Origin of the sequence: Motilimonas cestriensis, from assembly GCF_021295315.1 — a bacterium.
In the GTDB taxonomy this organism is placed as follows: Bacteria; Pseudomonadota; Gammaproteobacteria; order Enterobacterales; family CBDFNC01; genus Motilimonas; species Motilimonas cestriensis.
In genome coordinates this window covers 1-21,586 of the sequence record NZ_JAIMJA010000018.1, presented here as the reverse complement: position 1 = coordinate 21,586, position 21,586 = coordinate 1, and the positions used below count along the sequence as shown (strand labels likewise).

General features: G+C 43.4%; 21 protein-coding genes. 9 read left to right on the top strand and 12 right to left on the bottom strand.

What is annotated here, in order from left to right; genetic code table 11:
* Positions 1-459 precede the first annotated feature (459 nt).
* From K6Y31_RS16140 to K6Y31_RS16125, 4 genes are read right to left on the bottom strand one after another with little or no spacing between them, the layout of a single operon-like run.
* The gene (locus K6Y31_RS16140) at positions 460-1,680 is read right to left on the bottom strand and encodes a phosphopentomutase (protein WP_233053973.1); all 1,221 of its coding nucleotides are present in this window, start codon (positions 1,678-1,680) and stop codon (positions 460-462) included.
* A gap of 33 nt (positions 1,681-1,713) precedes the next feature.
* Entirely contained in the window at positions 1,714-2,676 is a 963-nt protein-coding gene (tal, locus tag K6Y31_RS16135) for a transaldolase (RefSeq protein WP_233053972.1), read from the bottom strand.
* A gap of 9 nt (positions 2,677-2,685) precedes the next feature.
* Positions 2,686-3,396 (bottom strand): purine-nucleoside phosphorylase, encoded by a 711-nt coding sequence (deoD, locus tag K6Y31_RS16130; RefSeq protein ID WP_233053971.1) that lies wholly within the window; start codon positions 3,394-3,396, stop codon positions 2,686-2,688.
* Positions 3,397-3,417: 21 nt separating this feature from the next.
* Positions 3,418-3,588, bottom strand: coding sequence for a XapX domain-containing protein (locus tag K6Y31_RS16125; protein ID WP_233053970.1), 171 nt, complete (start codon positions 3,586-3,588; stop codon positions 3,418-3,420).
* A gap of 206 nt (positions 3,589-3,794) precedes the next feature.
* Here K6Y31_RS16125 and K6Y31_RS16120 point away from each other — a divergent pair, with 206 nt between their 5' ends.
* The 3 genes from K6Y31_RS16120 (at position 3,795) to add (ending at position 7,271) form a co-directional block, all read left to right on the top strand.
* Positions 3,795-5,177: a hypothetical protein gene (locus tag K6Y31_RS16120; RefSeq protein WP_233053969.1), complete on the top strand. Its 1,383-nt coding sequence runs from the start codon at positions 3,795-3,797 to the stop codon at positions 5,175-5,177.
* A 266-nt stretch (positions 5,178-5,443) separates the two neighbouring features.
* Positions 5,444-6,187 carry an outer membrane protein OmpK gene (locus K6Y31_RS16115; RefSeq protein WP_233053968.1) on the top strand — a complete coding sequence of 248 codons (744 nt, stop codon included), beginning with the start codon at positions 5,444-5,446 and terminating at the stop codon, positions 6,185-6,187.
* Positions 6,188-6,272: 85 nt separating this feature from the next.
* A complete protein-coding gene (gene add / locus K6Y31_RS16110) occupies positions 6,273-7,271 on the top strand; it encodes an adenosine deaminase (protein WP_233053967.1) in 999 nt (332 codons plus the stop codon).
* A gap of 72 nt (positions 7,272-7,343) precedes the next feature.
* Here the strand turns inward: add and K6Y31_RS16105 are convergent, their stop codons facing one another.
* A complete protein-coding gene (locus K6Y31_RS16105; protein WP_233053966.1) occupies positions 7,344-7,649 on the bottom strand; it encodes a hypothetical protein in 306 nt (101 codons plus the stop codon).
* Between the two features lie 394 nt (positions 7,650-8,043).
* Between K6Y31_RS16105 and sppA the strand changes: the two genes are divergently transcribed.
* On the top strand, positions 8,044-8,991 hold the full coding sequence (gene sppA, locus K6Y31_RS16100; protein ID WP_233053965.1) for a signal peptide peptidase SppA: 948 nt from the start codon (positions 8,044-8,046) through the stop codon (positions 8,989-8,991).
* 81 nt (positions 8,992-9,072) lie between these two features.
* Entirely contained in the window at positions 9,073-9,606 is a 534-nt protein-coding gene (locus K6Y31_RS16095; protein WP_233053964.1) for an aminoacyl-tRNA deacylase, read from the top strand.
* Positions 9,607-9,684: 78 nt separating this feature from the next.
* Here K6Y31_RS16095 and nspC read toward each other — a convergent pair whose 3' ends face one another.
* From nspC to K6Y31_RS16065, 6 genes are all read right to left on the bottom strand, one after another.
* Positions 9,685-10,815: a carboxynorspermidine decarboxylase gene (gene nspC, locus K6Y31_RS16090; protein WP_233053963.1), complete on the bottom strand. Its 1,131-nt coding sequence runs from the start codon at positions 10,813-10,815 to the stop codon at positions 9,685-9,687.
* Between the two features lie 54 nt (positions 10,816-10,869).
* Positions 10,870-12,090 (bottom strand): carboxynorspermidine synthase, encoded by a 1,221-nt coding sequence (locus tag K6Y31_RS16085; RefSeq protein WP_233053962.1) that lies wholly within the window; start codon positions 12,088-12,090, stop codon positions 10,870-10,872.
* Between the two features lie 14 nt (positions 12,091-12,104).
* Positions 12,105-13,562: a pyridoxal phosphate-dependent decarboxylase family protein gene (locus tag K6Y31_RS16080; RefSeq protein WP_233053961.1), complete on the bottom strand. Its 1,458-nt coding sequence runs from the start codon at positions 13,560-13,562 to the stop codon at positions 12,105-12,107.
* Positions 13,555-14,970, bottom strand: a complete 1,416-nt coding sequence (locus K6Y31_RS16075) for a diaminobutyrate--2-oxoglutarate transaminase family protein (protein WP_233053960.1) — start codon at positions 14,968-14,970, stop codon at positions 13,555-13,557. The genes K6Y31_RS16080 and K6Y31_RS16075 overlap by 8 nt, the downstream gene beginning before the upstream one ends.
* Before the next feature lie 692 nt (positions 14,971-15,662).
* Positions 15,663-16,202 carry a lipid-binding SYLF domain-containing protein gene (locus K6Y31_RS16070; protein WP_233053959.1) on the bottom strand — a complete coding sequence of 180 codons (540 nt, stop codon included), beginning with the start codon at positions 16,200-16,202 and terminating at the stop codon, positions 15,663-15,665.
* Positions 16,203-16,358: 156 nt separating this feature from the next.
* Positions 16,359-17,042 (bottom strand): DUF3334 family protein, encoded by a 684-nt coding sequence (locus tag K6Y31_RS16065; RefSeq protein WP_233053958.1) that lies wholly within the window; start codon positions 17,040-17,042, stop codon positions 16,359-16,361.
* Positions 17,043-17,318: 276 nt separating this feature from the next.
* Between K6Y31_RS16065 and K6Y31_RS16060 the strand changes: the two genes are divergently transcribed.
* Positions 17,319-17,906, top strand: a complete 588-nt coding sequence (locus K6Y31_RS16060) for a single-stranded DNA-binding protein (RefSeq protein WP_233053957.1) — start codon at positions 17,319-17,321, stop codon at positions 17,904-17,906.
* 7 nt (positions 17,907-17,913) lie between these two features.
* Here the strand turns inward: K6Y31_RS16060 and K6Y31_RS16055 are convergent, their stop codons facing one another.
* On the bottom strand, positions 17,914-18,540 hold the full coding sequence (locus K6Y31_RS16055; protein WP_233053956.1) for a dUTP diphosphatase: 627 nt from the start codon (positions 18,538-18,540) through the stop codon (positions 17,914-17,916).
* 160 nt (positions 18,541-18,700) lie between these two features.
* Here K6Y31_RS16055 and K6Y31_RS16050 point away from each other — a divergent pair, with 160 nt between their 5' ends.
* From K6Y31_RS16050 to K6Y31_RS16040, 3 genes are read left to right on the top strand one after another with little or no spacing between them, the layout of a single operon-like run.
* Positions 18,701-19,462, top strand: coding sequence for a hypothetical protein (locus K6Y31_RS16050; RefSeq protein ID WP_233053955.1), 762 nt, complete (start codon positions 18,701-18,703; stop codon positions 19,460-19,462).
* Positions 19,459-19,920: a CreA family protein gene (locus tag K6Y31_RS16045; RefSeq protein ID WP_233053954.1), complete on the top strand. Its 462-nt coding sequence runs from the start codon at positions 19,459-19,461 to the stop codon at positions 19,918-19,920. The genes K6Y31_RS16050 and K6Y31_RS16045 overlap by 4 nt, the downstream gene beginning before the upstream one ends.
* Positions 19,921-19,956: 36 nt before the next feature.
* A complete protein-coding gene (locus K6Y31_RS16040; protein WP_233053953.1) occupies positions 19,957-20,694 on the top strand; it encodes a tRNA-uridine aminocarboxypropyltransferase in 738 nt (245 codons plus the stop codon).
* Positions 20,695-21,586 lie beyond the last annotated feature (892 nt).

The window sequence follows — 21,586 nt, the reverse complement described above, 5'->3', positions numbered from 1 at the left end:
TGGCTTACGCCTAATCTGGGTTAAGGGGTATTTAACAGAATTATTTACTGAGTTGGTAATCAATCTCACTAAAATAATCCTGTTAACGGACCACGCACTACACTGAGTGCTTGTCCGTAAATCACCCGTGCAATATGCCTGAAATACAACCCTCGATTCCCACCATGCCTCACATTTTTAGCGTAGATATTACTCAAATTTTAAGATGCTTACCGTTTGTGTTGTTGCTCTTGATTTACTTATATTGCTTTAATCGTTATTGGCTCCGATAAGCTGAAAAAATCGCCAAAGCTAAAGATTGTTTGTAAGTAATAGTAGGTATTCATACAGAGGTAGCCAGTAAAGGACGAAATTTGGCCAAAAAAAAGCCAGTCAATGGACAGACTGGCAAAAAGGGAAGTAACACAAAAAAAATGGGTATAACAAATAAACGGTAAAAAGATAAATCGGTAAATTGGATTAAAGCAGGTTCACGCCATAATCCATCTTAGACAGGCCAAAGTAACTGGCTAAGGTCTGACCAATATCGGCAAAGGTTTCACTTTTACCCAAGTCTCTTGGGCTCAGGCTTTTGCCGTAAATCAGCACGGGAATATGCTCACGGGTATGATCTGTACCTGGCCAAGTAGGATCGCAGCCGTGATCAGCGGTGATAATTAAAATATCGTCAGGCAGCATAGCACCGATAACTTCAGGTAATCGTTGGTCTAAATATTCCAGTGCTTGTGCATAACCAGTTACGTCACGTCGGTGGCCGTAGGCTGAATCAAAGTCAACCAAATTGGTGAAGACAATGCTATTAGCGGGCGCGGTTTTCAGCTCTGTTAACGTTGCATCGAGTAACGGACCAATGCCGGTTGCTTTGGTCTTTTTGGTGATACCACAATGCGCATAAATATCCGCAATTTTACCCACTGAAATTACGTCACCTTGGATCTCGTTGACTAACTTATCCAACACCGTTGGCGCCGGTGGCTCAAGAGAATAATCACGGCGATTACCGGTGCGTTCAAATTCGCCTTTTGCCGGGCCAACAAATGGGCGCGCAATAACACGACCAATGTTGTATGGCTCTAGCTCTTCACGCACAATCAAACAAAGCTCGAGTAGGCGCTCTAGGCCAAAGGTTTCTTCATGGCAGGCAATTTGAAATACCGAGTCAGCCGAGGTATAAAAAATCGGTTTTCCTGTTGCCATGTGCTCTTCACCAAAATCATCCAACACGTGTGTGCCAGACGCGTGACAATTTGCTAAGTAGCCGGGTAAATTAGCGCGCTCGACAATTTTGTCTAATAGCTCAACTGGAAAGCTGTTTTCTTTTTCATGGAAGTAGCCCCAATCAAACAATACTGGTACCCCAGCAATTTCCCAATGACCAGACGGTGTGTCTTTGCCTGTTGAAAGCTCTGCGGCATAACCGTATGAACCAATGAGTTCTGGTTTACCCGAGCAACCAGCTGGTAGCTGTCCGGTTGAACCTAGTGCGGCCAAACCTAAACCTAAGCGTTCAAAGTTTGGCAGGTGTAATGGGCCACTGCGGTGTTCGTTATCACAATGTCCTGCCGCACATTGCTGAGCAATATGACCAAAGGTATCACTCCCTTGGTCACCAAATTTCACTGCATCATCTGCAGCGCCAATACCAAAAGAATCAGCAACTAATATAATGGCTCTTTTCATTTTTTATTACCTCAGTAAGTGCGGCTAGGGTAGTTAGTGACGAGCTTGAAGACGCTCGCGGATCACCACTTCTAATTTTTCTTGGTCAGCGGCAAATAAACGAATGCCTTCTGCCAGTTTCTCAACGGCCATGGGATCTTGGTTGTGTTGCCAATAAAAATCGGCTTCTGTTAGCGGCGTTGGTTTTGGCTCTACTGCCACATCTGCAGATAGCTTTTCGCTGACAGTTTCATTACTTTGCTCTAATTGCGTCAGTAAGCCCGGGCCAATGGTTAACTTATCACAACCGGCTAGCGCGATGATCTGACCCACATTTCTAAAGCTGGCTCCCATTACCACGGTGCGATAGCCATATTGCTTGTAGAATTGGTAAATTTTAGTAACAGACGCCACGCCGGGATCATTGTCAGCGGTGTACTCAACGCCGTTCTGCTTTTTATACCAATCGTAAATACGGCCAACAAAAGGAGACACTAAATAGACATTGGCTTGGGCGCAGGCTTGGGCTTGCGCAAATGAGAATAACAGCGTTAAGTTACAGCGAATACCTTCAAGCTCTAACTGCTCAGCCGCTTTAATACCTTGCCAAGTTGAAGCCAACTTAATTAATACGCGGCTTTTATCAATGCCTTTACTCTCGTAAAGTGCAATCAGCTGTTTTGCTTTGGCGATGCTGCCTTGGGTGTCGTAAGACAAGCGCGCATCAACCTCGGTTGAGATTAAGCCTGGCACTTGTTTTACAATTTCAGCGCCAATACTAACCGCCAAGAAATCGCTCGCGGCATTAACTTGCTCAGTTTCTGAGCCGCCTTGCTCGATTGCAAAATCAATCGCTTGGCTAAAAACGGCTTCATATTCAGGTAACTTAGACGCACCTAAAATTAAAGATGGGTTAGTGGTGGCATCTTCTGGTTTAAATTGCACAATGGCATTAATGTCGCCTGTGTCGGCAACCACCGAAGTAAAACGGCTTAATTGTTCTAATTGATTTGACATTATACTTCCTTAAAGCTCAATGGCCGTTGCTAGCGCGACTTGCATCATGTCGTTGAATGACGTTTGTCTTAGCTCAGCTGATAATGATTCATGACGACGAATATGATCAGACACGGTTAAAATACAAAGGGCATTAGCGCCTAATTCAGCGGCGACACCATAAAGGGCTGCAGCTTCCATCTCCACCCCAAGAATGCCGTACTTTTCCATTACATCAAACATTTCTGGTTGTGGTGTGTAGAATAAGTCGGCTGAGAAAACATTACCAACGCGTACTTTTACGTCTTGTGCGCGAGCATTATTCACCGCTTTTTCTAACATGTTGTAGTCAGCAATCGCGGCAAAGTCGTGATCTTTAAAGCGCATACGGTTAATTTTTGAATCAGTACTCGCGCCCATGGCAACAATCACATCCATTAATTTTACTTCTTCGCTGATCGCGCCACAGCTGCCGATGCGAATGATGTTTTTAACACCGTATTCACTGATTAACTCGTGGGTGTAAATAGAGCAAGACGGGATGCCCATGCCGTGGCCCATGACTGAAATACGTTTACCTTGGTATTCGCCAGTAAAGCCCAACATATTACGGACGTCAGTTACTTGGGTTACGTTTTCTAGATAAGTTTCAGCAATGAACTTGGCACGCAGTGGATCGCCAGGCATTAAAATAGTTTCTGCGAAATCACCTGGGTTTGCATTAATATGTGGAGTTGCCATGGTAAAAATTCCTTTACTAACTTATGAGAAAAAACGTTCAATAATCATTGCGTAAGCTTTACCGCCAAGATAAACACCGACGATACCCATCACACCACTCAAAACAGGCGGAGCCGGAATAGGTAGCTTCAAGGCGCTAAAAAAAACACCTACGACAAACCCTGCCAATATTGCTATCACTATTTCGTTCATGCTTTACCTGTTCTGTTGTGCTTATTTGATGTAGCAAGTCTAGGCGTCAAGTTAGTATTCAAACGAGATCTCAATCACACTAAACACCCAAATATATTATTTAAATCTAAATATTAACCCTTTGAGTTGTTATGCGGAAAAATTAAGGCTAGGTTTTAGGCGTATAAAGGCGACATTATGGTCGCTATTAAGCTGAGGATTGAATAGTGTTTCGTACCACTTTTAATTGTTGCAAAAGTTATCCGTGTCATAACTTGGGCATTGCCAATAGCCCAGAATATCAGATGGAAAGCAATCATTTAGGATACCCTGCGATCCATTGCCGCGCGTGTGGCAGTTATCCGCCATTGGTAGATGACGCAACGGTTGCAGTGTTGCTTGAAGAAAAGCTAGGCATTCAATTTGGCCAACCGCTAACAGGCTGCACTCATTGTGAAAATGTTTTTTTTATTGCACACGCCAAGGCTAAGCAAGGCGAAAACGCCACCAAGCGATATGGCCATACCAGTGCTGGCCAACAACGCCTTAAATGTGGCTATTGTCAAAAAGTTTATAGTTTAAAGCTGATCAAACAAGTGGATAAGTTAGAGCGATTGTTACACCTTATTGCTGAAAATAAGTCGACCACTGATATCATCGATCAATTAGCGTGTGCGCCCAAAATTTATTACCAGTTATTAGCAAAGTTAGCTGATATTCTAAGATCTTACGCAAGGCTTAACGAGCAGGCGTTATTACAGAGTAACTTCCTTGCATTGCACACAGAGAGTGGTTTATTACGCTTCGCTGGCGATAAAACATTATGGTGTCTGGCGACAACGGAAGCACAATCAGGTTATTGTTTGTTATACAACCATAACTTGTTACTTAACACGCCTGCCAATACCGTCTACGAAGGCAAAGCCAGTAGTATTTTGCCTGAGCCTAAGGTGCCGTCTATCTTGGCCGCCTTGACGGCACGTTATCAAAGTACCATGAGAAGACCACATTTTGAGGCGCTTCATTACGGACTCATCGCCCCTTTGCGCGGAGCTGATTATGTAAAGCCAAGCACATTATCTTATGCTCACTTTCAGCTATTACGCATGTTTTGTCAGCCTACCAAGCATTTCCATCATTACATTGAACATGAAAGTGCGATTCGTGGCGCAGCATTAATGGCCAGTAGCGATGAAATAAAAGCTGAGCAAGCGGAAGTGTTTTTTGTCTACCGCCATTTTACCGGTGGTAAAGAGCTGCCAAGCAATGGCAATAACATAGGATGGTGGAGCGACCGTTGGTATGGCACTCACTATGGCGCTTATTGCCCGATCACTTATCGCAATAAATACCCAGTTCCATTTTCGTTATTTGATGCAAACGGACCTAAAAAAGTACATCAATGGATCCAAGACCATCAAGCTGCTAGCTTAAAAAGTGCAAAGTCCCTTGATGCCAGTATAGAGATCCAACGCAATATTTATAATTATTGTCAGTTGTTGAAAACAGCTGATACGCCGGCAATGCGCATGGGATTTACCAAGCAAGCACTGAGTTTGTCTGATTTGCTCAACAAGGCCGTCGCCGCAGTCGAATGTGGACATGGGTAGATTAGGGTTATTATATTCACTACTAATGGTTTACTAAACAAACAATTAGCGCTGAAAATAATAATATTTTGGTGTTTTATGATTATTTGATTAATAAACACGTGAGGTTAATACTGCAAAAACAGATGTGAAAAAGCACTGAAAGTGTGATTTCGCGCTGCTTTATTTGATTGACTGTCTTTAAAATCGGCCACCAGATTAACGCAATCTTCAACACAAAAACATTGCAATCTAATTACCGTGAGCAAGAAGACAGGGATATTAAAATGAAAAAAATCGCTATTGCAGCAGCTATCACTATGAGCCTAAGTGCACCTGCCAGTGCAGAATATTTATACGGTTTTGGTAACGTAAGTGTTAACGCACTAGATTGGTCGAAAGGCAGTGTAGATCGCGCTGCACATCACAAAGACTTCGTTTACCTAGAGCTTGAGGGCGGCGCAGGATTCTCTTGGGGTGAATTATACGGTTTCTTCGACGTTGAAAACGTCCAAGAAGATTCAAGTGACCTACGTACTGCGTACAAAGGTACAGCGGCATACAAGCTTGGCGAATCAGGCTTTCGCGCTTACGCACAACATTATGCAACAGACTCTAGCGGCTTCTCTTCTAGCAACACGGTACTAGGTGGTCAATACCGCTTTGAAGGTGACGGTTGGTTTGTTGCGCCATTCATTGGTAGCCATTACACCATTACTAACCCTTCTTGGACCACCGGTTTCTCTGGTTTGAACGGCGGCATGGCAGGTTGGGCAGCAGTTTACAACTTCACTGCATTTGACCAAAACTTCTGGGTGTCTAACTGGCACGAGATGGAATTTAGCCGCAAAGATGCATACATTGCTGCTTCTGGCGAAGAAAAAGGCACATCAATGAACGGTGCACTTGGCTTCTGGTGGAATGCAACAGACAACATCACAGCGGGTGTTCAATACCGCTACGCTGATAAAAAGCTAGGCAGTGCTGACAACCTAAACGCCGTGATCTACTCTATGCGTTACAACTTCTAATTAATGCTTGCCATTAATTAATGAAAGTCAGGCTTAGTCCTGACTTTTTTATACTCCACGATAACCCTAATCTGGACTGCAAAAAATGATTAATAAGCAATACCCACTCGTTGATTTACATCGTCACTTAGACGGTAATGTGCGTGTTAACACCATTTGGGAGCTGGCACAACAACACAATATTAAGTTACCTGCTGACTCACTAGCAACGCTCGCTCCTTATGTTCAAATTCAAGGAAAAGAAAGTAGCCTAGTGGCTTTTTTAGCTAAACTGGATTGGATGGTGGGAGTGCTTGCCGATTTAGACGCAGTGAAACGTATTGCTTATGAAAACGTTGCCGATGCGGCTATTTCAGGACTGGATTATACCGAATTACGTTTTAGCCCATATTACATGGCCATGGCTCATAAGTTACCACTACAAGGTGTGGTTGAAGCTGTGGTTGATGGTGTTCAAGCAGGTTTAAAAGATCACGCTATCAAAGTGAATTTAATAGGTATTATGTCGCGTACCTTTGGTCAACAAGCGTGTTTAGACGAATTAAACGCTTTATTGGCGTGTAAACAGCATTTAGTGGCGATGGATTTAGCCGGTGATGAGCTTGGCTTCCCAGGTGAATTATTTAATGAACATTTTGCTAAAGTGCGTGCAAGTGATTTAGCCATCACTGTACACGCGGGTGAAGCAGCTGGCAGCGAAAGTATTTGGCAGGCCATAAACGAGCTTGGCGCGACGCGGATTGGCCATGGCGTTAAAGCAATACATGATGAAAAATTACTCGCGTTTATGGCGAACAATAGTATCGGTATTGAGTCTTGTCCAACCAGCAACATTCACACTTCGACGGTGGCAGATTATAAAACGCATCCGATTAAAACTTTCCTTAACGCTGGTGTGCCAGTGAGCCTTAACACCGATGATCCAGGTGTCAGTAACATTGATATCGCTCACGAGTATCAGATTGCCGCTAGCGAGATAGGCTTAAGCCAAAGCGAAATATTTACGTTGCAAAAGAATGGCTTAGCAATGGCATTTTTATCTAATAGTGAAAAACAAGCACTGATCAGCCTTAAGCAGAGCTAAGTTTTCGTTTTACACTCTTGCCTAAGCCGCTATGACAGCGGCTTTTTTTGGCCATTTTTGTTTGATACTTTATTAGACAACCTCACTTAGTTCATTGATCCATTGCTCGGGATCCGAAATAATCAATTCGTAAACTTGTCCACTTGCCAAGGTAATGCGTATCGCGTCTGTTGTGATAGGTAATATGCCACCGCCTTTACCTAAACACTTGGTCACTGAGGTGATTTCATTGCGCTTAAATTGGTAGGGGCCAAGTCCAAATTGCTGATTGTAAGGTTCAAAAATAACGACTGAATCTGTTAACAACAGTTTGCCATCAGCTTTTGCTACGCCAACTTGAACGGTAGCCACTGAAGATTTAATTATGTTTGTAGACATATTGCCTCCTAAGTTGAGTCTTTTACTCATTATTCATGTGGGTGCTCGATAAATTGTTTTGCCTTATCACCAGTTGATACCCAACTTGGTTTCTCGGAAACAAACCTATCAAGTTCAGTTTTTCGCTTATTTCAAATTGAACCGTTCCGCAACAGCAGCTTCCTTTTATCATTACATGTCTCTTTAAATATAAATATTTGATTAATGGAAAGATTAAAGTGCTGGGTATAGATGCAGCCCTCAACAAGTGTGGATTAAATCAGCTGAGTATGGCGTTTTTGTGTTGAACATGGTTATCGAGACGAAAAAAAATATCGTTTAGGTATCATTGTTTGTTTGCTCTGTATATTCTTATCAACTAACTAATATTGACACCCAATCAAGGAGTTAACCTGTGAGCCAAGAGCCAGAGCAGCAATGGATCAAGCAATACATGAAAGAAAGTTTTAGCGAGCAGAAAAAATCGCGGCGTTGGGGCATTGTTTTTAAACTACTTACTTTTATTTATCTGTTTGTTGCCTTATTTATGTTTTTAAATATAGGTGGCTTGAATAATGGCCCTTCTGCTGACAAAGAGCACACAGCATTGGTTAAGGTGACGGGTGTGATAGCGGCTGATCAAGACGCTAACGCCAATGTCATTGTCACCGGACTGCGTGCGGCGTTTGAAAATGAGCACAGCAAAGCGGTCATGTTGCATATTAACAGCCCCGGCGGCAGTCCCGTGCAAGCTGGCTACGTATATGATGAGATCAAGCGTTTACGCGGCATTTACCCGAATAAAAAACTTTACGCAGTCATTTCCGAGCTAGGTGCATCCGGTGGTTACTATATTGCTGCTGCCGCAGATGAAATTTATGCTGATAAAGCCAGTTTAGTGGGGTCAATTGGTGTCACGGCATCGAGCTTTGGCTTTACTGACACCATGGAAAAATTGGGTGTAGAGCGTCGCCACTTTACGGCGGGCGAGCACAAGGCTTTCTTAGACCCGTTTTCACCTTTAAAGGAAGAGGAAAAAGTGTTCTGGCAAGAGGTGTTAAACAAAACCCATCAGCAATTTATTAAAGTGGTTGAAGATGGTCGTGGCGATCGTTTAAAAGCCACTGAAGCGGATGGCTTATACAGTGGCTTAATTTGGAATGGTGAGCAAGCACTTGAGCTTGGTCTAATTGATGGCCTTGGCAGTCCTGGGCAAGTTGCTCGAGATGTCATTAACGCTGAAGATATTATTAACTACACGGTGCAACCATCGCCGATTGATGCATTTACTAAGAAATTAGGCTTAGCGTTAGGACAGGGCATCAGTAGCCAAGTGGTTAACTCTAATATCGTTATTCAATAACGATCCGCAGTTATTAGGCTAAATACGCCCTTAAGCCGTTTCCTTCTATACTCAATATAATGAAGTAGAAAGGAAGCGGCTATGATCCAAGCAAAACTGCAAGCCTTATTCGAATTGAATCAAATTAACTATTACATTGGTGAATTTGATCCCGCCTACACCTCACAACATCGCGCACAATCCGCACACGTTTCGGGCTATGAGTTGGCCAAGGCTGTGATTGTTAATCTTGATGAACAGCTTGCAATGGTCGTCGTTCCTGCTCCCTATAAACTAGATTTACAACAGCTTGCGCCTGAATTAGGTGCCGATCGAGTGCTATTGGCCTGCGAGGATGAATTTATGCCTTATTTCAGCCAGTGTGAGTTTGGTGCGGTTCCACCTATTGGCTCAATATTTCATTTACCGGTATTTATGGCGGTGAGTTTTGAAGTGCAGCCATGGATCTATTTTAATGCTGGCAATCATCAAGAAATGATAAAAATGAAAACGGCAGACTTTATGGCGCTAGTATCGCCAACCATGATTGAACAAGGGTACTATTTAGCAGGGGACCAAAATGGGAAGTGGCGACAGCAATTAACCTTCCACCGGGTTTCGCGCATTTTGCATTAACGACTGGTCATCCGCTTTTGGCTTGCTCATAAACGGCGACGAACAAGAATATCGCCGCCGATTGTTATTTAGTTTTAACTACTGAGAAACTGAGTTAATTGATAGCATACGCTTGAAGTCTTCATAGCCAAATTGGTTAAGTAGTTCAACCTCACCATTGCTGCGCTGGCAGTAAATCGCTGGCATTTTAATGCCGTTAAACCAGTTTAATTTAACCATGGTATAACCGCCGCTATCGGCGATGGTTAAGCGTTGGCCAACCTCAAGTGGCACTGCAAATTTCGCTTCACAAAATTGATCGCCAGCAAGGCAAGAGCAAGAGCCGATCACATAAGCGTGCTCACCGTCTTCATCGGCCTCGGCCACGGTTGCAGGCTCGTTGTAAATTAACGTATCTAAGCGGTGTGCTTCAGTGGCGCTGTCAACAATCGCCGTTAGTTTTTTGTTTTCAACAATATCAACCACGGTCACCACTAAGTCAGTGGTTTTAGTGACGACGGCTTCACCCGGCTCAAGGTAAAGTTGCACGCCGTGCAGCTCGCTAAATTCTTTTAGCTTTTCGGCTAAGGCTTCCAGATCATAACCGGGGTAGGTAAAGAACACGCCACCGCCTAAGCTAACCCATTCCAGTTTGGCCAATAAGTCAGAAAAATTTTCTGTGATATGGTCAAGCAGGGCGCTAAATGAAGACACAGATTTATTCTCACAGTTCATGTGAAACATTACACCTGAAATCTTCTCCGCGATGTTAGATTCTAAAATCGACTTTCTCACTCCCAAACGGCAAAACGGACGAGCAGGATCGGCTAAGTCTTGCCCTGCGGCGCTACGCTGTGGATTAAGGCGCAGGCCCACTTTACATGAATCGGGTACAAGGTGCGCAAAACGATTCAGTTGTGACTGTGAGTTAAAGATAATTTTGTCGCTTTTGTTAGCAACATCAAGCACATCCTGTTCACTGTAACCGACGCTGTAGGCGTGGGTTTCTTTGCCGAAGGTTTCATGGCCTAGCATCACTTCGTAAGGACCACTACTGGTGGTGCCGTCAAGGTAAGGCTCAATAATGTTGAACACGCCCCACGTTGAAAAGCATTTTAAAGCTAGCACCAGTTTAACGCCGCTGAGCTCTTTTAGTTTTTTACATTTTTCAAGATTTTCGATTAACTTGTCTTCATGGATCATGAAGTAGGGAGTTGCTAATTCAGTCATAATATTTCTCTTAAAAATCTGCGAAAAAAAAGCCCCCAGTTGGGAGCTTTTCGATTAAGCGTTAGGTGTGAGCTCTTGCACATCCCAGCTTAAGCCGATTTTCGGCATTAGCTCTAAAAAGTCATCTGGATTTAGCTGCTCTACATTATATAGGCCAGGCTCTGCCCATTTATTTTGGAAGAACAACAGTGCAGCTGTGATAGCCGGTACACCTGTAGTATAAGAAATAGCTTGGTGCTCAACTTCGTTATAGGCTTGTTCATGGTCACAGATGTTGTAGATAAAGACACTACGTGGTTGACCGTCTTTTTTACCTTGTAGCCAAGTACCGATACAGGTTTTTCCAGTGTAACCGGGTGCTAAAGAGGTTGGATCAGGCAATAGCGCCTTCAACACGCGCAATGGCTGCAACTCAACACCATCAACGTTAATCGGATCAGGGCTCAGTAAGCCAATATCGCGCATTACGTTAAAGTAGTTTAGGTATTTATCAGAGAAACCCATCCAAAATTCAATGCGTTTAGCAGGAATGAATTCTGCCATAGAGCGCACTTCATCGTGAGCCATGGAATACACTTTTTGCTTGCCCACAACAGGGAAATCAAACTCTAACATGCGGCTATGACAAGGCACTTGGTGCCACTCGCCATTTTCAAAGTAGAAAGAATCCCCTTGAATTTCAAGCATGTTGGTTTCTGGATCGAAGTTTGTCGCAAACTTACGGCCATGGTCGCCAGCGTTAACGTCCATCACATCGATAGAATCAATTTCATCAAATAGGTGTTTGTGGCCATAAGCGGCAAATACACTCACTACACCTGGATCGAAACCCGCCCCTAAAATACCAGTTATGCCAGCGGCTTTAAAACGCTCGCGATACGCCCATTGCACATCATATGCCTCTGGCACTTGTTGGCCTGGGCTACATAAGTCAGCCGCAACAGAGGTATCTAAATAGGATGTTTTAGTGCGGTAACAGGCTTCCATAATGGTAACATTTACCCATGGAGGACCGGCATTAATTACTAGTTTAGGCTTAACGTCTTCAATTAATTCTACTAGCGCATCTAAATCATCAGCATCGACCTTTGCCACACGGATCGCGGCATTTTTGTCTTTTTGATTATCACGTAACGCGATAGATGCAATGATCTTTTCACACTTTTCAATATTTCGTGAGGCGATAGTAATATCGCCAAAAACATCATTATTTTGAGCGCATTTGTGCGCAATTACCCATCCGACTCCGCCGGCTCCTATTTGTAAAATAGACATACTTTTTCCTAAAATTATTTAAGCGCTTTCGCAAATTTCACGATCTTTTCGAACAGCTCGCTAAAATTGTTCAGTGTTAAACAAGGGTTTAAAATGGTTAGCTTTAAAGCCGCTTGGCCATCTACGGTCGTTTCCCCTAAAACCGCAATACCTGCTTTAAGCAGTTGCACACGTAATTGACGGTTGAACTCGTCAACATTCTCGCCGATGTTTTCACCGACATATCTAAACAACACGGTAGAGAGTGGTGGTGGTGCTAATAGCTCAAACTCATTGTGCTCGGTGACCATGGCTGCCACTTGCTGGGTTTGTGCTAATAAGTGGTCAACCATTTGCCCCAATGTTTCTGAGCCCACTGCGCGTAATGTCATCAATACCTTTAGAGCATCAAAGCGGCGCGTGGTGGAAATGGTTTTGTCCACCAAGTTTGGTAGATCGTCACTTTCACGGTTTAAATAGTCAGCATGATGTAATAAGTACTTAAAATTTGTCTTATTTTTTAGCATCACCGCACTACAGCTAACGGGTTGGAACCATAATTTATGGAAATCGACCGTTACCGAGTCGGCTAGTTCGATGCCTGCTAAACGGTGCTTAGATTGGCTGAGAATAACCGCGCCGCCATAAGCTGCGTCAACATGGAACCAAATTTTATGCTGCTCAGCAATTTTGCTGATCGCCGTTAGATCATCAATGGCGCCATGATCTGTTGTGCCTGCAGTGCCTACTACGACAAACGGAATTAATTCCGCCTCTTTTAGTTGCGCTAACGTTTCTTCAAGGGCTGCTAAAATAAGCGTGCCGTCTTGATGCGTTGGTACGCACACGACTGCTTTCTCACCTAGGCCCATAATGGATGCGGCTTTTTTAACGGTGAAGTGGCTCTTGGTAGAACAAAGAATACGCAATTTAGGTGCGTATTCAGGTAAACCTTCTTTTTGAATGTTGTGACCGGTCATCACATCGGCAACCCAGTCACGCGCCATTAATAGCGCCATGATATTACTTTGCGTACCACCGCTGGTGAATACGCCGTCGCTGTGCTCATCAAAGCCAAATTGCTTACATAACCAATCTGTTATGTATTGCTCAACATACGTTGCTGACGCTGATTGATCCCACGAGTCCATCGATTGGTTTTGCGCGGCAATAAAGTTCTCGGCCGTGATCCCCGCAATCAGTGGCGGCGTGTGCAAATGCGCGATGCAATCAGGGTGTTGCACAATAATGGCGTTGCGCGCGACCAGTTCAGCGGTTTCGCTGATCACTTGGCTTAATGGTGAAACACTGCCTTGCTCGAGACGCAAATCATAAATAGCACGTTGTAATGTCGTGGCATCCATGGCGGAATAAGGCTTATCCGCTGACTCAAATACGTTAACAATTTCGTTAACGCTGTTGGTCATAGCACGGCGGTAGTTATCGCTACCGTTTTCACCAACTTGAATAAAATGTTGTTGCCAATTATTCACTTGCGCACTCCGCTGAGACGTTAACTGCTTCGGCAAATGCCCAGGCAGCATAATCAATTTGCTCTTCGTTAATGATCAATGGTGGTAGAAAGCGTAATACTGCGCCGTGACGACCGCCTTTTTCAATAATCAAACCACGCTCTAGCGCCGCGCGCTGAATACGTGCCGCCATTTGTGGGTCGGCTAGTGGCTCACCCATTGCGTTGGTAGCGCCGGGCTTTACAATTTCAATGCCAATCATTAAGCCTTTACCGCGTACTTCAGCAATACAGGCTTGCTTACTTTGTAGATCAAGTAATTTTTCGGTTAAGCGTGCGCCCATGTTTAGCGCGTTTTCAACTAAGTTGTCACGCTTAATAATTTGTAATGCCTTCGCGCCCGTTGCCATTGCTAACTGATTACCGCGGAAAGTACCGGTATGTTCACCCGCATTCCAGCTATCAAATTTTTTCTTAAATACTAAGCAAGAGAGGGGCAAACCGCCGCCAATGGCTTTCGACATAATTAAGATGTCAGGTTCAACGCCTGCGTATTCGAATGCGAAGTTACGACCTGAACGGCCAACACCACACTGAATTTCATCAAAAATAAGGAGAATACCTTGCTCTTCGGTAATGCGACGTAGCTGTTGTAGCCAGTAAGCAGAAGCAGGGATGGCACCACCTTCACCTTGAATCGGCTCAACGATGATCGCGGCTGGTTTAACAATGCCGCTTTCTTGGTCGTGCAACACCGACTCAATGTAACGAATCGATGCTTTGTCACCAGCTTCGCCACCCAAACCAAACTTACAGCGTAAAGAGTAAGGGAAAGGGAAGAAGTGCACATCTGACATTAGGCCAGTACGGCGCTCTTTCGCATTTAGGTTACCCGTTAAAGCTAATGAACCATTGGTCATGCCGTGATAAGCACCGTGGAAAGAAAATATATTATTCTTTCCGGTAAATAGCTTAGCTAGCTTGATCGCCGCTTCTACCGCATCAGCACCTGATGGGCCACAAAATTGAATACAAGATTCTTTGGCAAACTCTGCTGGTAAAAAGTCCATCACTTCTTTAATGAAGGCGTCCTTTGTTGGCGTGGTAATATCAAGAGTTTGATATGGCACACCTGAATTGAGTTTGTTAATGATTTCTTGGTTGATTTCTGGGTGGTTGTAACCCAGTGGCAGCGCGCCAGCACCGGCTAAACAATCAAGAAAAGTTTGTCCCTTGGTGTCTTGAACCAATACACCCTTTGCATGTTGGATCGCAATTGGAAAACGTCTTGGGTAAGAGCGCACTTCTGATTCATAGTGCTCTTGGCTTAACAACACACTATCAGGTGTTAAGTCGTACACTGTTTTGAATTCAGGAATCATTTGGTCGTGGATTAGCTCCTCAACCCCTAGGTTAACAACGTTATTCATACTGGTTATCCCAACAATAAATTTTTTGTATTAATTCAAGCGACAATAAATGCTTCGAATTAACGAATAAATAAAATAAACCCATGCGAAGCGCATAAGGAGAAATTTAAATTGAGTAAGGGGCGATCAAGGCTCTGGCACCAGGCAAAATTGACTGGTGACCGGATGTAGGTTGGTCTGTTGAGAGATCATAATCATTTCGGGCTCCTAAAACTGTTAATGAAAGACAAAATGCCTTTACACTATCCCTACTATTACGGGGGCTGGTTACCCCATACCGATTATCTTGTCCGTATAGATTAAGGCCATACGGCAAGGGCTGCTCAGTTTATCACCAACTTGAATGTTTTCAAGCTTAGCGATCTTCCTATCTCACACTAAATTAAAACGTCATTTGCGTTGTTTGACGGATATAAAAAAGCGGCGAAAAAATACCATATATCGGTAAATGTGCAAGCTTTTTTGAAATCGATCACGTAAAAAAAACACCTACATTCAATTAAGACAAAATAGAGGAAGTATTTTTCATTTATATGAATGGGTTAGTAAAAAGTAAATAAGAAATAAAGCGAGCTAAAATGGAAAGTTAAACTCGCTTTTTGGTCGCTAGAGCTTTAACAAAACTGTAATGAACAACGACAGCGCAAAAATTGGCGTTTAGTTTTATCAATATAGCTGTCTAACCATATCGCTTAGTAGGGAGTGAAGTTAAATTTTTGCCCACCAATGGCCGCTTCGTACATTAGGCCTCCTTTGGCATAAGTGAATATGGCCATGCCTTCAACGTAAGTACCATGTTGATTTTTATTGTCGGTACCAGCAGACGCCCCAGAAGTACTGGCTTTTGCTTGTGCTCCTAAGGTGATAACAACGGCTGACACCTGCGCCGCTAACTCAAAATTACCACTGGTAAATTTGTCATAAGCACGCTTATCTTGGAAAAATACAATCTCGCTGAAGGCTTGTCCACCGGCTTGAAAGCCAAATGACAGTTGCACTAATGAGGTATCACCGACTCTGCGATGCCCCTTAAAGACCACACCTTCACCATATGAACCGCCAATACCCAAGCCACCTTTTCCTACTGTGGGGAATACCGCATAGCCATAAGAATTTTTAAAAAAACGTTTCACTTCAGGTGCTTGCTTAAAATTATCAATAGCAACCTGAACTTCGTCAGCCAAGGCTGGTCCGGTTAACAATAAACATAGTATCAGTAGAATCTTTCTCATTTCACACTCCACAATAATAAGGGCCCACAGCAATCGTATGTACCACTAATTCATGATAAATAAAGTATGTTAAGAAATCAGTGATCCAGTATTGGTTAAATTATGTTTAAGCAAACCTTAACAAAGGCTTAACCAATACTGATAAAGAAGGGTAAATTAGATACCAAGCTCGTCGAGCAGATCTTGGTCAATATCAACCGTAGGCGCAGGGGCAGGTTTTTTTGATGCTGGTTGGTTATTTTGAGCATCACTGATGATTTGGTCTGGATCGACATCAGCCTTAGGATCAAAATCATGGAGCTTGATAAATTCAGTTTTATCCATTGCCAGCTCAAGGTAAAAAATATTGTGTTTCTCGGTAGTGAAGGTTACCCGTCTTGCTTGTGGGCGATCTAAGTTAGTGTCAATTGACACTACAACTTGCTTATTAATCGTCAACATTTTTGGTTGGTTTTGGGTGATAGAGGTGTGCAGCTCTTTACCAATGGCACCAGTAAAATCGCCAACAATCTGGTTCATTAATTCACCCATTACATTGCCGACATCATCGGATGTGTGCATGGTGGCAAGCTCTTCTTTTGGAATGCCCATGTTAACCATGTAGTTGTGATAAATTTCTAATGCTGCAGCGGCAGAGAAGTTAATTAACACTAGGCCCGAGAAACCACCATCAAACAATACAAAGCAACCAATGTCTGGTTTTAAGCAGGTTTTATTTATTTTTTGTACCATTGCAGAGTAATTGATGTCACTGGCAGTGGCGCTGGCCAGAACGCCGGTGACTGATTTACATAACACTAATAAAATGTCGTCGGTGGTTACTATTTCTGTTTTTCTCATTGATCTTCCCGTATCAGTCGGATTATTCATGGATGTTTACTCTATATATGTCATCTCACGGGGTTTTAAAATGGCTAAATTGATAATCTGCTACCTTTGTCTCTAGTTATATTAGGAGAAGGTAGCAAAAATGCCTTACTTTGATGAATTAATTTATCACTTTATGATATTTAGCCTTAATTTGCAGGCTTAGAGATTTTTCATTCAACTGCGGATAACCGTTGAATAAAAAACCTGCATGAGTATCCTTTAACAAGTAGAATTTAAGGTGTATTCATGAATAATCAAGTATTAGGCTGCCAGGTCAACTTATTAGGCAATGTTGTTTCCAAGCAAAACACGGTGCGTTACTTTGCTGATGGCAAGGCCGTGCTGATGCTCGACCTTGTGGTAAAAAAATCATGGAAAACCGCTCAAGGCGAATTTAAAACCCATGATACCTTTGTCACCGTTCGCGTGCTGGACACCCTGGCTGAGCAACTAGCCAAACGGGTTCAGGCTGGCGATGCGCTATTTGTGCAAGGGCGGTTGGGAAAATATATCGAGGCTGTTCAATGCCAGTGGGCAGATAAGAATAAATTGTTTTGGAATCAAGTTTACTGCAGCGGTGTAGTCAGCCAAATAGAGCGACTAAAAAGTGTGAGTGATGCTGATTACATTAAATTGTTGTTGCAGGTTGAGCAGTTGAGTTTAGAAGTAAATTTGCGCGGTAAAACCGCCGAGCTGATGTTAGATAAGCTGACTGAGCAGCAAAGTTTGTTGGTTGAAGGCGCACTAGGGTCAAAATCGGTTAAAACACCGCAAGGGTATGAACGTCAATACTGGATTGACGGTCATACTTGTGTCAACTTTGACAACAGCTAGCTGCAGCTTAAGCGGGGTAGGCTTGCTCTAATCCCTGATATACTTCTTTTGCAAATTGCACCGATTGACTGTCTAAGCGGTGCAAAATGTCCATTAAGTGCTCATTGTCTTCGCGACCGTTCCACTCTTTAATATACTCGCCGCTTTTATAACCTTTGTTTTGTCGAAACATGTTCAAGGTATTTTTACCCACATACATGCGATACATTTGATCAAAAGTAAGGCCTATTTGCTGCATGCATCCCGCAAAGGCATTGGCGTCAAACGTTTGCTTTGTTACGGCAGCACTGGCTAAGAGCTCTAATGTTTGTGGAAAATCATCGCCCAAGGTTGGTTGTTCAAGCTCGCTTGCTAAGGTTTGAGAAATAACGTCAAATGACGTTTGGCCATCAATGCGAATACTTAAACCAAAGTGTAAAATATCAACCAACTCAAGCATAACCTGCTCGGTATCAGGGTTTTGTTTTTTCCACCATTTCCAGCCAAAATGATCCAGCATTTCAGCGCATTCTACCCAGATAGCACGATGCCAAGCAAAGTCTTGATTGAACCATTGTGGATGAACTTTAGTATTCATTTGATGTTGCATATCCAACATTTGTTGAATTTGACTAGCGGCTGAGCGCGGAGACATAAAATAATCCTTCGTATTCAAAGCGCTATTATACCCAAGCGGCGGCATGTTCAGCGTATGCTACTTGGGTAAACACGATCTTAGTAATAAAAAGTGGTATTGTTACGGTTGCTAGTTTAATTAGCAAATAGTTTAAGCAAATGCAGTGCAAGGAGTACCTGTGTTAACTTGGTTGAAAAATTTAATGCGTCCAGCTGAACTGATTAGCGCTGAGCAGCAACAATGGCTAGAGCAGGGCATGGCGCAATTTAACCGTGTCATGGCTTTACATCAGTTTAGTCCGCGACTGATAACCCCAACAATTAAAGACTTTCCGAGTAAGGCAGACTCGCCAGAAGGCATTGCGCTGGCAACCTTGCAACAGATAAAACAGTATATGGGGCTAGAGCAGCAGAGTTTTACCATTAAGTCACCTAATCAATTTAATGTCTCGCTCCCTGCTCACTTACTGCAACCAATGGTGCTGAATCAAAAGCAAAATGCCCTTAGTCAGCCGGTATATATTGATTATCATCCCGCGCACCTGAATAATCCAAACGCCTTGGTTTCTGTCATGGCCATCCAGCTAAGTCATTGGTTATTGCAACCGTCTGAGTTGGATGCCATTGGCGGCGAACAAATGCGACCACAAGCGGCAGAGTTACTGAGTATCGCACTAGGGGCAGGGATCATGGTCGCCAATAGTGCCTTTACTTTTCGCGGTGGCGGCTGTGGCAGTTGTCATAACACAAAATTAGGCCGCCAAGCGATGCTTTCTGAGGCGGAAACTTGCTATGCTATTGCACTGTTTTGCCAAAGCCATGATCTTGACTATAAAAAGGCATTGCCCCATTTAAAACCGCATTTACGTAGCATGGTAAAAATGGCAAACAAACAGCTAACAAAAAAAGCAGCGACTCATTTTAAGGCGATTACCCAATGAAAAAAAGATTCACGCTATTTGGTTTCACTACGGCGCTGTTGCTACTTAGCGCATGCAGCGATGACGTAGGCAAAGTTAGTCTTGGCTTGTTTACGACTAAAGATGTGATCATCGAAGCCATGACCGACCCTAAGCTACCCGGCGTGACTTGTCACCTAAGTCATATTAAAGCCAATCTTGATTTTTCCGATCCTTCCGACATGGCTATTTCTTGTCGCCAAACGGGTCCCATTAGCGCTGCTGAAATAGCAAAAATCGACAAAAGTAAGAGTGGTGAAGTGGTTTTTTCTGCCTCTAAAAGTATTTTGTTTAAAAGCTTGAAAGTGCGTAGGGTATTTGATGCTGAGCAACAAACATTACTCTATCTCAGTTATTCAACCAAAGAGACTAACGGTAGTCATAAACACTCTTTGTCGACAGTGCCTCTTTATGGCAGTGAAGCTTGGCAAGCACGCTAGCGTTCCGACTGTAATATTAAGATTTATAAGGTATTTATGAGCGAAACTCATGCTGTGCAACGCTTATATCAAGCGCGAATGCAACGGGTGACAAGACCCTATTTAGCGCGCGGGGCAAATGTAGTTAGATGTAAATTGTGCATGATCAATGCCCATCTTTGCATTTGCGGCCATCGACCGAGTATTAAAAGCCAAGCTGCCTTTATGCTGGTCATGTATGATGATGAAGTGCTTAAACCCAGTAATACCGGGCGCTTAATAGCAGATGTAGCGAGTGATTGTCATGCTTATATATGGTCGCGCACTGAGCCTGAGCAGGCCATGCTCGACACCATTAATGATCCTAAATACCAAGCGTTTGTTGTTTTTCCCGGTGAGTATGCCGCGTCAGAGCGAGTGGTGAGCCAACCAGAAGTTCCGCTAGGTAAAATTCCGCTATTTATTCTACTGGATGCAAGTTGGAGCCAAGCGCGAAAAATGTTCAAGAAGAGCCCTTGGCTTGCCCACTTGCCGGTGTTGTCTTTCGCACCTGATTTGGTATCGCGTTATTTAATTCGAAAAAGTGTTCAAGACCATCAACTCGCGACAGCTGAAGTGGCGGCGCTGGTTTACGACAGTATAAATGAGCCCAAAAATGGCGCGTTAATGAACGCGTGGTTTGACGTATTTAAAGAACATTACCTTACCGGCAAAATGCAACGCCAGCTACCCGAACAAGGGGCACTGCAACGTTTAGCGTTATTACAAGGTAATAACGCTGCTGATATTGCTTAACTAAGTAATTGAAAGGGATAAACCACCTATTATAGACTCACATGATAGGCGGGGCTGAAAGTAGTGGTAGGGATCAGTACGCCACCTCTACCTGAATTTGAACGTACGTTAAACTTTTATCAAAAAACGGTTTGAACCCTGTTGGTGGCCGTAAAATGAGACAAGCATTGTCGTAACTCATTGCTAATGCCAATATGATTCTTTGTTCTACAAGGCCCTTTGCTGGTGATACCACAGGCAAGGGTGAGACGTTCACTGACACCCTGCTTGATTATTTGGCTGATATGCCTATACAGGACTATTTCTGGTCACCCCAAACTCATTTTGGGGCATAAAATGTGCCAGCCCAGATCCGACTAACTCGAAGCTGGACAATAACTCGTTAACACATGTCGCATAACATTATTAGGCGCCGTTTTGTCGGAATATAACAGCGAAGGCGCAACGCGTTCTTTAATTACTTGTTTACTATAGATAAAAATGATGCAAATATTGTGGATATGTTTTACGTGCCGTTTTGGCGCGTTTTTATCACTCCGTTATGGGTTCTAAGAAGCTGTTATGTATAATGGTTAGGCATCTCCACCTTGAGCTATGAATTCATCATATGTCATAGCAGTTGATACAGATATGGCTGTAAAATCGAGGGTAAGTACTACCTCAGACTCTGCATTTCTCGCCCAAAGAATCGATTCTTTATTAACTGTTGCTTTGATTACAATCCGATCATTTCTAGGTGTATCGGAGGAAGGGTGGTGATATGCAGTAAACGCCCCATGATCCCACGGGCTGATGTTGCTAATGTTTGAAGTTCCAAGGCAGGAGCGCATCGATATCTGGCTCCGCTTTCGCTAACTCCTGCATACACTTGACCATGTAGTCATAGAGGATG

Coding starts and splice junctions, on each gene's coding strand:
- K6Y31_RS16075 (WP_233053960.1), bottom strand. CDS start 14,970: ATGAATAACGTTGTTAACCTAGGGGTTGAGGAGCTAATCCACGACCAA.
- add (WP_233053967.1), top strand. CDS start 6,273: ATGATTAATAAGCAATACCCACTCGTTGATTTACATCGTCACTTAGAC.
- K6Y31_RS16065 (WP_233053958.1), bottom strand. CDS start 17,042: ATGAGAAAAACAGAAATAGTAACCACCGACGACATTTTATTAGTGTTA.
- K6Y31_RS16045 (WP_233053954.1), top strand. CDS start 19,459: ATGAAAAAAAGATTCACGCTATTTGGTTTCACTACGGCGCTGTTGCTA.
- K6Y31_RS16060 (WP_233053957.1), top strand. CDS start 17,319: ATGAATAATCAAGTATTAGGCTGCCAGGTCAACTTATTAGGCAATGTT.
- K6Y31_RS16085 (WP_233053962.1), bottom strand. CDS start 12,090: ATGTCTATTTTACAAATAGGAGCCGGCGGAGTCGGATGGGTAATTGCG.
- K6Y31_RS16095 (WP_233053964.1), top strand. CDS start 9,073: ATGATCCAAGCAAAACTGCAAGCCTTATTCGAATTGAATCAAATTAAC.
- K6Y31_RS16125 (WP_233053970.1), bottom strand. CDS start 3,588: ATGAACGAAATAGTGATAGCAATATTGGCAGGGTTTGTCGTAGGTGTT.
- K6Y31_RS16055 (WP_233053956.1), bottom strand. CDS start 18,540: ATGTCTCCGCGCTCAGCCGCTAGTCAAATTCAACAAATGTTGGATATG.
- K6Y31_RS16115 (WP_233053968.1), top strand. CDS start 5,444: ATGAAAAAAATCGCTATTGCAGCAGCTATCACTATGAGCCTAAGTGCA.
- K6Y31_RS16105 (WP_233053966.1), bottom strand. CDS start 7,649: ATGTCTACAAACATAATTAAATCTTCAGTGGCTACCGTTCAAGTTGGC.
- K6Y31_RS16140 (WP_233053973.1), bottom strand. CDS start 1,680: ATGAAAAGAGCCATTATATTAGTTGCTGATTCTTTTGGTATTGGCGCT.
- K6Y31_RS16070 (WP_233053959.1), bottom strand. CDS start 16,202: ATGAGAAAGATTCTACTGATACTATGTTTATTGTTAACCGGACCAGCC.
- K6Y31_RS16040 (WP_233053953.1), top strand. CDS start 19,957: ATGAGCGAAACTCATGCTGTGCAACGCTTATATCAAGCGCGAATGCAA.
- nspC (WP_233053963.1), bottom strand. CDS start 10,815: ATGACTGAATTAGCAACTCCCTACTTCATGATCCATGAAGACAAGTTA.
- tal (WP_233053972.1), bottom strand. CDS start 2,676: ATGTCAAATCAATTAGAACAATTAAGCCGTTTTACTTCGGTGGTTGCC.
- deoD (WP_233053971.1), bottom strand. CDS start 3,396: ATGGCAACTCCACATATTAATGCAAACCCAGGTGATTTCGCAGAAACT.